The sequence below is a fragment of the Streptomyces sp. NPDC037273 genome (genome assembly GCF_055603625.1).
In genome coordinates this window covers 480,601-492,626 of record NZ_JBVJVO010000005.1, presented here as the reverse complement: position 1 = coordinate 492,626, position 12,026 = coordinate 480,601, and the positions used below count along the sequence as shown (strand labels likewise).

Annotated in this window: 12 protein-coding genes; 10 read left to right on the top strand and 2 right to left on the bottom strand. The window is 70.9% G+C overall.

Going from position 1 to position 12,026, the window contains the following annotated elements:
- The first annotated feature begins 45 nt into the window (after positions 1 to 45).
- From ACZ7G1_RS17120 to ACZ7G1_RS17080, 9 genes are all read left to right on the top strand, one after another.
- A complete protein-coding gene (locus tag ACZ7G1_RS17120; protein ID WP_470877197.1) occupies positions 46 to 405 on the top strand; it encodes a hypothetical protein in 360 nt (119 codons plus the stop codon).
- Positions 406 to 475: 70 nt separating this feature from the next.
- Positions 476 to 922, top strand: coding sequence for a hypothetical protein (locus ACZ7G1_RS17115; protein ID WP_470877198.1), 447 nt, complete (start codon positions 476 to 478; stop codon positions 920 to 922).
- A gap of 17 nt (positions 923 to 939) precedes the next feature.
- Positions 940 to 1,386, top strand: coding sequence for a hypothetical protein (locus ACZ7G1_RS17110; protein WP_470877199.1), 447 nt, complete (start codon positions 940 to 942; stop codon positions 1,384 to 1,386).
- 78 nt (positions 1,387 to 1,464) lie between these two features.
- Positions 1,465 to 2,379, top strand: coding sequence for a hypothetical protein (locus tag ACZ7G1_RS17105; protein WP_470877200.1), 915 nt, complete (start codon positions 1,465 to 1,467; stop codon positions 2,377 to 2,379).
- Entirely contained in the window at positions 2,379 to 3,989 is a 1,611-nt protein-coding gene (locus ACZ7G1_RS17100; RefSeq protein ID WP_470877201.1) for a hypothetical protein, read from the top strand. The genes ACZ7G1_RS17105 and ACZ7G1_RS17100 overlap by 1 nt, the downstream gene beginning before the upstream one ends.
- Positions 3,986 to 4,699, top strand: a complete 714-nt coding sequence (locus ACZ7G1_RS17095; protein ID WP_470877202.1) for an ABC transporter ATP-binding protein — start codon at positions 3,986 to 3,988, stop codon at positions 4,697 to 4,699. The genes ACZ7G1_RS17100 and ACZ7G1_RS17095 overlap by 4 nt, the downstream gene beginning before the upstream one ends.
- Positions 4,693 to 5,964 carry an ABC transporter permease gene (locus tag ACZ7G1_RS17090; protein ID WP_470877203.1) on the top strand — a complete coding sequence of 424 codons (1,272 nt, stop codon included), beginning with the start codon at positions 4,693 to 4,695 and terminating at the stop codon, positions 5,962 to 5,964. Before ACZ7G1_RS17095 ends, ACZ7G1_RS17090 begins: the two co-directional genes overlap by 7 nt.
- Positions 5,965 to 6,101: 137 nt before the next feature.
- Entirely contained in the window at positions 6,102 to 7,259 is a 1,158-nt protein-coding gene (locus tag ACZ7G1_RS17085) for an ROK family protein (protein WP_470877204.1), read from the top strand.
- An 88-nt stretch (positions 7,260 to 7,347) separates the two neighbouring features.
- A complete protein-coding gene (locus tag ACZ7G1_RS17080; RefSeq protein WP_470877205.1) occupies positions 7,348 to 9,318 on the top strand; it encodes a glycoside hydrolase family 5 protein in 1,971 nt (656 codons plus the stop codon).
- 50 nt (positions 9,319 to 9,368) lie between these two features.
- Here the strand turns inward: ACZ7G1_RS17080 and ACZ7G1_RS17075 are convergent, their stop codons facing one another.
- Entirely contained in the window at positions 9,369 to 10,187 is an 819-nt protein-coding gene (locus tag ACZ7G1_RS17075) for an SDR family NAD(P)-dependent oxidoreductase (RefSeq protein WP_470877206.1), read from the bottom strand.
- 106 nt (positions 10,188 to 10,293) lie between these two features.
- Between ACZ7G1_RS17075 and ACZ7G1_RS17070 the strand changes: the two genes are divergently transcribed.
- The gene (locus tag ACZ7G1_RS17070) at positions 10,294 to 11,397 is read left to right on the top strand and encodes a PP2C family protein-serine/threonine phosphatase (protein ID WP_470877207.1); all 1,104 of its coding nucleotides are present in this window, start codon (positions 10,294 to 10,296) and stop codon (positions 11,395 to 11,397) included.
- 77 nt (positions 11,398 to 11,474) lie between these two features.
- Here the strand turns inward: ACZ7G1_RS17070 and ACZ7G1_RS17065 are convergent, their stop codons facing one another.
- Complete coding sequence (locus tag ACZ7G1_RS17065; protein WP_470877208.1) at positions 11,475 to 12,017, bottom strand: hypothetical protein; 543 nt, start codon at positions 12,015 to 12,017, stop codon at positions 11,475 to 11,477.
- Positions 12,018 to 12,026: the final 9 nt, after the last annotated feature.

Here is a 12,026-nt window from a genome sequence, read left to right as displayed (position 1 = left end):
CCTCCCCAAGAGGAGGCGTCCGAGGTCCATCGCACGAGGGAAACCATGAACGTACGCAAGAAGATCGCGACCACTGTCGGGGCCACCGCCCTGGCGCTCGCCGGGGTACTGGGCTCCGCCGGCCAGTCGTTCGCGGGATCGAACGGCCAGCAGCTCCGCTTCCACGACACCAGCACCGTCGTCTACTCGATCCGCGTCGAGGGCTACAACCAGAACGGCCAGTCGGTGACGGGCTGCTTCAGCACGCCCACCAAGGACACCTGGATCAGCGGCTGGTGGTGGAAGGGCGAGGTCAGGGTCACCTTCTACCGGGGCAGCTCCTGCTCCTTCGCCACGTACTACGACGACACGATCGTCTGGGTCCCCACCGAGCAGAGCGGCGACTGGACGACGGTCTACTCCTGACCCGGCACTTCGCCCCCTCCCCGCTGTTCGGCCGGCACCCCGGCATGAATCGAAACGAGGAAAAGAAACCATGATGCGACGACGCGTATCGGCGATGCTCATCGCCGCGGCGACCCTGTTCGGCGCGGGGGTCACCACGGCCGCGCCCGCGCAGGCCTACGACTGCACCCCGGACCACGCCTGCTTCTATTCGGACGCGGACTTCAAGGGGTTCGTACGGGACGACTACTACTCCCGGTCCTCGTGGGACCTCACCTACGACGACGCCGTCAACATGACGCTCTACTGGAGCGAGAACTACCCGCACAACGTCAGCTCCATGGACAACATGGACCAGGACACCAGGATCTCGGTCTATTACCACTCCCAGTGGGTGGGCCCCTGCTTCAAGATCGCGGCCTACGGCTACGTGTCCAACTTCGCCTACATCAACCTGAGCAACGGCAAGACCGCCAACGACGTGATGAATTCACACCTGTTCGGCAACAACTGCTCGGGCACCGTCTACAACTTCTGATCCAGGAAAGAAGAATCATGATGCGACGCATATCGGCGATGCTCCTCGCCGTGGCATCCCTGTTCACCGCGGGCGTCACGCTCGCCGCGCCCGCGCAGGCGTACGACTGCACGAAGGACAACGCCTGTCTCTACTCGGACGCCGACTTCCAGGGGTACGTCCGGGACGACTACAACTCCCGCCACAACTGGGGAATCATCTACTACCCCGGCACCCCCGACATCCCGCTCTACGCCGGTGACAACTACCTGTTCAACGTCAGCTCCATGGACAACATGGACCAGGACACCAGGATTTCGGTCTACTACAACTCCTTCCACACCGGCCCGTGCTTCAAGATCGCGGCCTACGGCTACGTGTCCAACTTCGCCTACATCACCCTCAGCAACGGCAAGACCGCCAATGACGTGATGAATTCGCACCTCTTCGGCAACAACTGCTCGGGGACCGTCTACAACTTCTGATCTCCGGCCCAAGACCGTGGTGGGGCGGAGGCCAATTCCGCCCCACCACAGCACATCCACTCTATCCAGGGGATCCCCTTGCGTTTCACACGTCTTGTCATCGCCGCCGGGGTCGGCACGCTGCTGCTCACGGGATGCGCGGAGGGCGCCCCCGAAGGCACCGTCGCCGGCGGAGCCGGTTCCGCTCCCCGGGAGGTCGTCACGGAGGCCGACATCGTCCTTCCCGTGTCCGCGTACGCCTTCACGCCCGAGCAGCAGGCGCTGGTGGACACCGCGCACTCCACCCTGGCATCCGACTGCATGAAGCGGTTCGGGTTCGACTGGCCGGTCACCAAGGCCGAGCCCGCCCAGGTCGTGAGCCGTCGGTACAGCGTGGTGAGCGAGAAGGTCGCCGCCGAACACGGCTATCACATGGTCCCGTTGCCCGGCGACGACGGGCACGCCGAAGGGACCACGTCCCGCGCGGCCGACCTCCCGCCCGAGGCCGCCCTGGTCTACGGCGGCAAGGGCGCCAAGGGAGGCAAAGCCGGCTCCGGCCGGAACTACCGGGGCAAGGACATCCCCGAGGGCGGCTGCCTGGGCGAGGCCGCCCGCAAGCTGGGGCTCGACAAGGTGCAGGACCCGACCAAGGGCAAGATAGGACTTCTCAGCATCGACTTCTCCTCCTACGGCCAGGCCCTGAAGATGCCGGAGTTCGTCAAGGCGCAGGACGCCTGGGTGTCCTGCATGAAGAAGGCCGGATATCAGCACACCGCCTTCACGCAGCCCGCCGAGAAGTACACGCTCAAGGGAGACTCCGCTTCACCGGAGGAGAAGGCCGTGGCCAAGGCCGACGTCCGGTGCAAGCGGGACGCGAAACTCGCCACCGTACTGCTCCGCCTCGAAACACGGATCCAGAGCGACTACATCGAGCGGAACGCCGCCGGATTCGCCGAGATCAAGAAGGACCAGGGCGCGGTCGTCAAGTCGGCCAACGAGGCATTGGCGAACTGATGCGGAACGACGAACAGCACTCCACCGACGCGGCCGACACGGTCGACGGCCACGGGGGCGACGGCGTACGGACCAGGCGCCGCTGGCTCGCCCTCATCGCGGCCGGCGCCGTCGCGCTCACCGGAGCGGGCTTCGGGGCCTCCCTCCTCGTCAAGTCACCCGCCCAGGCGGCGGCGGACTCCCGGCCCCCCGCACCCTCCGTGATCACCGCCCCGGTCGAGTACCGGGCGCTGTCCTCCTCCGTGATCATCCGCGGCACCGTCGTCGCCGGCCAGAGCGTGGAGATCGCCCCCGGCGGCGTCGCCGAAGGTGGCAGTCCCACGGTCTCCAAACTGCCGCTCAAGGCCGGAGACCAGGTACGCGCGGGCGTGCTGCTCGTCGAGATCTCCGGCCGTCCGGTGATCGCGCTCCAGGGCACCGTTCCGCTCTACCGCGACCTCAAGCCCGGCGCCCAGGGCAGCGACGTCGGCCGCCTCCAGGACGCGCTCCAGCGCCTCGGCCACTCCACGTCCCCCGACAACCGGGGCCGCTTCGGCGAGGGCACGAAGACCGCGGTCACCGCACTGTACGAGTCCCTCGGCTACGAACCCGTCCCGGTCGGCGGCACCGACGGCCCGGCCACCGTCACCTCCGCCGAAGCCCAGGTGACCTCCGCCGAACGAGCCCTGGACGACGCCGAGGACGCGCTCGCGACGGCCGAGGCCGGCACCGGCTCGACCGCCGAGGCCGGTACCGGCTCGACCGCCGAGGCCGGTACCGGCTCGACCGCCGAGGCCGGTACCGGCTCGACCGCGGGGACGTCCGCGGGAGAGACCTCGGGCTCGACGGCCGGTACGTCCAGGGGCGAAGCGGCCGGAGACACGGAACACGGCGGCCGCGACACGGAAGCCCTGCGTAAAGCGGTCGTCCGCGCGCGCGAGGACCTGGCCACCGCACGCGAGACCCTCGTCGCCGCGCGGGCGGCCTCGGGCCCCATGGTCCCGTCGGGAGAGGTCGCGTTCCTGGAGAGCTTCCCGGCACGGGTGCAGGACCTCCCCGTGCGGCTCGGCGCGAAGGCGCAGGGAGCGGTGATGACCGTCGCCGCGGGTCCCCTGGTGGTGCACGGCTATCTGCCCGACCACCAGAAGGGCCTGATCAGGCCCGGACAGAAGGCGGAGATCCTCTCCGAGGTCGACGGCGCCACCGCCCCGGCCTCCGTACGGTCCGTCGCCACCACCCGCACCACGCCGCGCCCCGCGGGCGACGCGCAGGACGGAGCGCCGGCCGGCGGGCAGGCCGACGGGGACGGCTACCTGATGACCCTGACGCCCGGCCGGCCGCTCGAAGCCTCGTGGACCGGACAGAACGTCCGGCTGACCGTCCAGGCCGCCACGACCGGCGGCAAGGTCCTCGTCGTACCCGTCACGGCGGTGTCGGCCGGCGCCGACGGCTCCACCGCGGTGACCGTACTGGAGGAGGACGGCAGGCAGCGCCGGGTCCGGGTGAAGCCCGGCACCACCGGAGACGGCCATGTCGAGGTCATCCCTCTGGACGGCGGCGCCCTCGGCGAGGGCGACCGCGTGGTGACCGGCGTCCGGGCCGGCGCCACCGAGCGGGAAGGCATCGGATGACCCCGGCCCCGCCCCCGTACGAACCACCCGTCATCGAGTTCCGGCAGGTCGGCCTCACCTATCCGGGACCGCCGCCCGTGGAAGCCTTCCGACCCAGCGATCTCACGGTCCGCCAGGGCGAGTTCATCACCGTCGTCGGCCCCTCCGGATCGGGCAAGTCCACCTTCCTGAACATCGCCGGACTCCTCGACACCCCCACGACGGGCAGCTTCCTCCTCGACGGCATCGACACCGGCCGGCTCAAGGACGTCGAGCGCACGGCGCTGCGCGGCCGCCGCATCGGCTTCGTCTTCCAGGCCTTCCACCTGCTACCGCACCGCAGCGCCCGCGAGAACGTCGAACTCGCCATGGTCTACAGCGGCGCCCCGCGCCGCGAGCGCCCCCGACGGGCCCGCGAGGCCCTGGCCCGCGTCGGCCTCGGCCACCGGACCGAGGCGCTGCCCACCCGGCTGTCCGGCGGCGAACGCCAGCGCGTGGCCATCGCACGGGCCCTCGTCGCCCGGCCCTCGTTGCTGCTGTGCGACGAACCGACGGGAAACCTCGACACCGGGAACGCCGAAGCGGTGCTCCGGCTCCTCGAAACCCTCAACGCCGAGGGCATCACCATCGTCCTCATCACGCACGACCCGACCGTGGCCGCCCGCGGCCGACGCACGGTCACCATCCGGGACGGCATCCTGAGCGAGAGCGAGCAGACACCCGCATGCTGACCCGGAACCGCGAGGACGCCCGGACCACGCCCTCCACACCCCCGCCGTCCATCGGGCGCTCCGCGTTCGTGCCACGGGACCTGCTGGCCGAAGCCGTGGCCGGGATGCTGCAACGCCCCGCCCGCTCCGCGCTCACCATGCTCGGCACCGTCCTGGGAGTCGGCGCCTTCGTCGCGGTGCTCGGCCTCACCGCCACCGCCTCCTCGCAGATCGACTCCCGCTTCGACGCGCTCTCCGCGACCGAGGTGACCGTCGAGGACATCGCGCGGGAGCAGAACGAGTTCGCCGACGCGGCCTTCCCGGACGACGCCACGGACCGCGTCGAGCGGCTCAACGGAGTCCGGCACGCCGGTGTGCTGTGGACGGCGACCTCAAGACCGGGCACCGGCGAACTCACCGTGATCGCCGCCCCCGTCGGCGACACCCGAGGAGAGGCAGTCGACGTCGTGGCCGCCGCCCCCGGCGCGCTGCGCGCCGCCGAGCCCCGGCTTTCCCAGGGCAGGCTGTACGACGACTTCCACCGCGACACCCGTCAGCGCGTCACCGTGATCAGCACGGGCATCGCCGCCCGCCTGGGCATCACCACACTGGAGACCCGGCCGGCGATCTTCATCGGCGGACAGCCGTTCACCGTCACCGGCATCATCGAGGACGTCCAGCGCCAGCCGGACGTACTCCTCTCCGTACTCGTCCCCGACACCACCGCCGTCGAACTCTGGGGCCGCCCCGCCCAAGGCGCCCGGATGCTCATCGCCACCGAACTCGGCGCGGCCCGCCAGGTCGCCGACGAAGCCCCCACCGCCCTGCGCCCCGACCACCCGGAGTACCTCAAGGCACTCCCGCCCCCCGACCCGCGCGGCCTCCGGACCTCCGTGACCTCCGACCTCCGGCAGCTCTTCCTGCTCCTCGCCGCGGTCTGCCTGGTCATCGGCGCCGTCGGCATCGCCAACACCACCCTGGTCGCCGTCCTGGAACGCACCGGCGAGATCGGCCTCCGTCGCGCCCTCGGCGCCCAGCGCCGCCACATCACCGCCCAGTTCCTCGCCGAATCGGGCACCCTCGGCACCCTCGGCGGCCTCATCGGCACCACCCTCGGCACCCTCGCCGTGCTGACCGTCGCCCTCCTCAAGCACTGGACCCCCGTCATCCACCCCCTCATCCTCGCCACCGCCCCCCTCATAGGCCTGGCCACCGGCATCCTCGCCGGCCTCTACCCCGCCCACCGCGCCTCCACCACCCAGCCCGCCGACGCCCTCCGCGGCTGACCGCGGGCGCCCCACCCGCCGGAAGACCGGAGGTCGTCAACTCCCCTGGACGCAACGGAAATTACCCGAGAGTAGGGCCGCGGATTCGCGAAAATCAATACTGGACGAACTTATTTATTTGCCGGTACGTTTCCGCCGTGTTGCCGAAACAAGCACGGCCGCTTGTAACTGCACCGGCCGAAACCGCCATCCTCAGCCTCCTGTTGGCCGAGAGTCCGCTCAGCCGGGTCGAACTGGCCCGACGCACCGGACTCTCATCGACCGCGGTCACCAAGGCCGCACGACCTCTGATCGACGACGGCTACCTGCACGAGCTCCCGCCGGAGCGCACCGCTCCGGGGGCCGGACGCCCGGTGAACCCGCTGTCCGTCACCCCTGACCGGGAGTTCTTCGTCGGAGTGAAGATCAGTGCCGACACCCTGTACGGCACGGTGTGCGACCTCCGGGCCCAGCCACGGGTCCACGCGAGCCGCCCCCTGGACGACCGCGGTCCGACCGCCGTGTGCGCGCTGATCACCGAGCTCGTCGATGAACTCCTTGCCATGGAAACGCAGTTCAGGGACCGTACCCGGCACCTGGGCATCGCGGTCTCCGGCGATGTGGACCGGCCCCGCGGCCACGTGCGGTACTCGGTGCTCCCGGGGTGGCGCGACGTACCGCTGGCCGGGACCCTGGCCGCCACGACCGGCCTGAACGTCGTCATCGACAACGACGTGAAGGCGCTGACCGTCGCCGAGCACTGGTTCGGCGACGGCATCGGAACCGAGGACTTCGCGCTGGTCACCATCGGCGCCGGAATCGGCTCCGGCATCGTGGTCAACGGCCGACTGGTCGACGGGGCCTACGGTGTGGCCGGCGAGATGGGCCACATCAGCGTCGACCCCGCCGGCCCCCGCTGCCACTGCGGCTCCATCGGCTGCGTCGAGTCGATCGCCTCCAGCGACGCCATCCTCCGCACCGTACGCCGGGCCACCGGACGTGCGGACCTCGACTTCGAGGGCACGATCCGCCTCGCCCGCGACGGAGACCCCGCCGCCCGCGAGGCCTTCGCCAGGGCCGGACGCGCCATCGGCGTCGGCATCGCCGGCCTCGTCAGCCTCCTGGGGCCCGAACGCGTCGTCGTCAGCGGCGAAGGCCTCGACACCTACGACCTCTTCGGAACGCACATCCGCGAGGCCTACACCACGCACTGCTTCAAGGCCGCCGCGAAATGCCCGCTGACCCTGCGGCCCCTCCCCTGGGAGGAATGGGCCCGCGCGGCCGCCGTCGTCAGCATCCAGGCGCTCTTCCCGTAACCACGTGAATCCGCGGCCCCACGACTCCGGACCGCCGGTCCGGAACGCGGTACCTCCTGCCACACCCCACACCCCGGAGGACAGCACCATGAGATCACGCACGCCCGACGGCGGCCTCGCGCAGACCGTCACCCGGGCCCTGACCACCGCGCTCGCCACGGGCGCCCTGCTCGTCGGCGCGCTCCCCGGCACGGCGACCGCCGTCGCAGACACCGCCGTGACCGGCGCCCCCGTCGCGCTGACCGGGCCGCAGCTCGCCGCCTCATGGCAAGGGCCGCTGAGCACCCGGGGCCGGTACGTCGTCGACGCCGACGGCGACCGCTTCAAGCTGAAGGCAGGCAACTGGTCGGGGGCCCAGGGCACCTGGGAGGGCAGCGGCAGCCAGAGCGACCCGGCCAACCACCAGGCCGACCAGATGTCGAACAACATCCCGCTCGGCCTGGACCGCACCCCGATCAGCCGGATCCTGGCGGACTTCCACGCCCTCGGCCTGAACAGCATCCGGCTGCCGTACGCCGACGCGATGATCGCCGACAAGACGATCGTGCCGGACCACGCCGTCGCGGCCAACCCGCAGCTGGAGGACAAGACCCCCCTGGAGATCTACGACGCGGTCGTCAAGGCCCTCACCGACGACGGCTTCGCCGTCATCCTCAACAACCACACCACCACCTACCGCTGGTGCTGCTCCCTGGACGGCAACGAGCGCTGGAACACCAGCCAGACCACCCAGCAGTGGATCGACAACTGGCTGTTCATGGTGAACCGCTACAAGTCGAACAAGCGCGTCGCCGGGGCCGACCTGCGCAACGAGGTCCGCCGGGACTGGAACGACGACCCCAACTGGGGCTGGGGCAACGACCACGACCTGTACAACGCCTACCAGCTGGCCGGCAACAAGATCCTCGAAGCCGACCCGGACATGCTCGTCATCATGGAGGGCATCAACTGGCAGGGGATCCCGCAGGGCATGTTCCCCCACGGCCGGCCGACGCTCACCCCGGTCCGCAACCTGTCCAACACCCTGATCAACTCGGGGAAGCTGGTCTACGCGGCCCACTTCTACGGCTTCACCGGCCCCCACCACACTGGCTCGACCGGCGGTTGGCAGAACGGCGAGACCAATGACCCGCGCTACCGGGACCTCAGCCCCCAGGACCTGATCAAGGTCGTGCACGACCAGGCCCTCTTCGTCACCGAGTCCGGGCAGCACTTCACCGCTCCGGTGTGGATCAGCGAGTTCGGCACCGGCGGGCGCGGCCAGACGGACCAGAAGGAGATCGACTGGTTCAACCGCTTCGCCGACATCCTGGTCGCCAACGACACCGACTTCGCCGTCTGGCCGCTCATCGGCTGGACCACGAACGGCAGGATCAACGACAACTGGGCGCTGATCTCCTACGACGACGACGGCACGCGCCAGAGCGTCCTCGACCCCGGCGACTGGCGGGCCACCGCCTGGAACAAGCTCGCCAACGCCACCGGCAGGACCGGCCCGGTCGCCGGGACGGACCACTGGAACATGATCGACCTGGACTTCGCCGACCAGAACCTCTCCGCCACCATGCGGCGGCAGGCGGACTGGAGCGTCGGCAACCGCAAGGGCAACTGCCCCGACAGCCAGCGGCTCGTCGCCCTCGCCCGCAGCAACAACCGAGGCCTGTGCACCGACGCCGGCGGCGAACGCGCCAAGGCCGACACCATGTGGATCACCGTCGTCGACGAGCGCTACGTCAAGAGCGGCGACTGGGCCGGCGGCTACAACAAGCTGGAATGCCCCAAGAACACCTTCGCCGTCGGCTACAGCGTCAACGGCAACGCGATGGCCGCCCTGCTCTGCGCCCCCTCCGCCACACCGCTGCCCACCACGAACCGGCTCCTCTGGTTCGACCACGGAGACAACAGGCCCGCCACCGGCGGCTCCACCGCGAGCGACTGGGCACCCGGCGCCTACAAGGGCCAGTGCCGGGACGACGAGTACCTCGCCGGCGTCGCCTACACCTGGAAGTGGCAGCACGGCGGCGCCCCCGACGCCCTGCTCTGCCGCCCCCTCGCCTGACCGACCCCTACGGACCCCTGACCCCGGTCGAGACCTACGTCGACCGCCGGTCAGGCCCGTGGGACGCGCGGGTCGAGGTGGAACTGGAACCCGAGGGTGCCCGGGTCGAGTGCGGTGGCGCCTCCGTCGACGGTGAGGACCGCACCGTTCACGAAGGAGGCGGCCGGGGACAGCAGCCAGGCGATGGCCTCCGCGACCTCTCGCGGCTCACCGGGCCGTCCGGCGGGCAGGACCCGGGTCACCTCGTCGTACGCCGCCTCCGGACCGTCCCCCTCCAGGCCCGCCTCGTCGGCGAACCGATTCATCCTGCGGTCCGCCATGTCGGTGCGCACCCAGCTCGGGCACACGGTGTTGGCACGCAGGCCGGCGCTCCCGTAGTCGACCGCGAGCGAGCGGCACAGCTGGAGCAGGGCCGCCTTCGAGGTGGCGTAGGCGGCGTTGCCGACGCCGTTGCGCAGGGCGGACACGGAGGCCACGGCGACGACCGCTCCCCGGGCGTCGAGCAGATGGGGGAGGGCGGCGCGCAGCAGGAGGAACGGTCCGGTGAGGTTGGTGCGCATGACGTCGTCCCAGTCCTGGAGGGTCACCTCGCCCACCCCGCCGCCCCGGCCGATGCCGGCGTTGAGCACCAGGCCGTCGAGCCGCCCGTACCTGCCCACCACCGTCTCGACCAGCGCGGCCACGGCGGCGGGGTCCCCGATGTCCGACGGTACGGGCAGGGCGCCCGTCTCCTCGGCGACCAGCCGCAAAGGTTCGGGGCGCCGCCCTGACACCGCGACCTTGTGTCCCGCCCGGGCCAGTGTCCGGGCGGTCGCCGCCCCGATCCCCGTTCCGCCCCCGGTCACCAGGTACACGCGTTCGTCCGCCACTCGGCTGCCTCTCTCGTGTCTTGTCCGCCGTCCTGGTGATCTTAGGCGTGGGCCGTGACCTGGCCCGTGGAGTGCGGGGCGCACGCCGGCATAGGAACCTGGTGGTGTGGTGAGGCCAAGGGCGGGGGCGAGCGGGGAGTACCGGCGCGGTTGGCTGAGTGGGGCCCCGCCGCCCCGGTGGGTGCGGGTCCTGCCGGTGCTGCTCCTTGTGGGGGTGGGGGCGGCCTCGCTGAGCGACTCCGTGCCGGTGGACATCGGCTTTCTGCTCGGCGCGGTGCCTCCGCTGGCCGTCCTGGCGTACGGGCCGTGGGCCACGGCTCTGCTCGGCGCCGCGACCGTCGGGCTGCTGACGATTCCTTCCTTCCATCTGGACCGGCCCGGTAACACCGACGTCTTCACGCTCGGTTTCGTCGCGACGCTGAGTGTCTTCGTCTCCTTCGTGCGGGGGCGCCGGGACGAGCAGCTCGACCTGGAACGTACGGTCGCCGAGACGGCACAGCGGGCGATCGTCCCGGACGTGGGGCCGCGGGTCGGGGCCGTGCGCTGCGCGAGCCTGTACCGCGCGGCCGAGCGGGGCACGCTGGTGGGAGGGGACTTCTTCGACGTCAGGGACGGCCCGAACGGGGTGCGGTCCGTCCTCGGGGATGTGCAGGGGCACGGTCTGGCGGCGGTCGCGACGGTCGCGTCGATCCTGGGCGCGTTCCGCGAGGCCGTACTGGACGACGTGGACGCCGAGGCGAGCGCGGCGCGGCTGGAACGCAGGCTGGTGGTCGACTCGGGGCGGACGGAGCACGCGGAGCTCTTCGCGACGGCCGTCCTGCTGGACTTCGCGCCGGAGGGGCGTGAGGTCCGTGTGCTGGCCTGCGGGCATCCGCCGCCGGTGCTGCTGCGCGGTGGGGCCGTGAGCACCCTGGACCTCGACCCCGGCCCGCCGCTGGGCCTAGGCCTCGCCGATGTCATGCCCGGCACCGCCGTGACGGTGTCGCTGCTGCCCGGCGACCGGCTGGTCCTCGCGTCGGACGGTGTGCTGGAGGCACGGGACGCCTCCGGCGCGTTCTATCCCTTCGCCGAGCGTCTGGCCGGGATGACCGGTGCGGGACCCGACGCGTTGCCCGAGGAGATCTGGGCGGACCTCAGCCGCTTCGCGCCCAGGATCCAGGACGACGTCACGCTCCTGATCCTCACCGTGGACCCCTCGGGGCCGTACTGAGGGCGCGTCCACCTCCGCCCACGGGAAACGCCCGGCCGGGAAGACCCGGCCGGGCGTTTCGCGTACACCGCGGGGCGTCAGCCCTGCGGCTCGAACACCACCTCGCTCACGTCCCAGAGGAACTCGCCGCCCAGGGGGTTCTCGGGCCAGGCGGCGCGGAAGGTCCGGACGAGGAACTCCACCATGCCGCAGTCGTACCGACTCCACAGCATGTCGCCGCGGTGGTAGACGAGGACCGGCCACTGAGCCGGATCGTCGGTCGAGGCGTCCCAGCAGAGCATGTCCGCGGTGGCGGACACACCCCAGGTGATCAGGACCGGAGAGGTGCCGTCCAGCTCGGGCGTCTTCTCCTCCGTCTCCCAGTCGGCCTCGGCGTTGGCCGTCTCGATCACCATGCCGTCGGGCTCGGCCCGCTCCAGCGGCACCTTGGCCTCGGGCCTGCCGATCGACAGGTACTTCTCCACCGCGCCGGCCCCGTAGACCTCCATGAAGCGGCGGAAGTCGTCCGGGAAGGGCTTGCCCCATGACGCGGCCAGGGCGGTCCAGTCGACCGTCGTGTCCCCGTTCGGCGGCGGCGGCATCAGCCGGCGCAGCTCGTCGAGGTCGGTCGGCTCACTCATCGGTGCCTC

Coding starts and splice junctions, on each gene's coding strand:
- ACZ7G1_RS17120 (WP_470877197.1), top strand. CDS start 46: ATGAACGTACGCAAGAAGATCGCGACCACTGTCGGGGCCACCGCCCTG.
- ACZ7G1_RS17115 (WP_470877198.1), top strand. CDS start 476: ATGATGCGACGACGCGTATCGGCGATGCTCATCGCCGCGGCGACCCTG.
- ACZ7G1_RS17110 (WP_470877199.1), top strand. CDS start 940: ATGATGCGACGCATATCGGCGATGCTCCTCGCCGTGGCATCCCTGTTC.
- ACZ7G1_RS17100 (WP_470877201.1), top strand. CDS start 2,379: ATGCGGAACGACGAACAGCACTCCACCGACGCGGCCGACACGGTCGAC.
- ACZ7G1_RS17095 (WP_470877202.1), top strand. CDS start 3,986: ATGACCCCGGCCCCGCCCCCGTACGAACCACCCGTCATCGAGTTCCGG.
- ACZ7G1_RS17090 (WP_470877203.1), top strand. CDS start 4,693: ATGCTGACCCGGAACCGCGAGGACGCCCGGACCACGCCCTCCACACCC.
- ACZ7G1_RS17080 (WP_470877205.1), top strand. CDS start 7,348: ATGAGATCACGCACGCCCGACGGCGGCCTCGCGCAGACCGTCACCCGG.
- ACZ7G1_RS17065 (WP_470877208.1), bottom strand. CDS start 12,017: ATGAGTGAGCCGACCGACCTCGACGAGCTGCGCCGGCTGATGCCGCCG.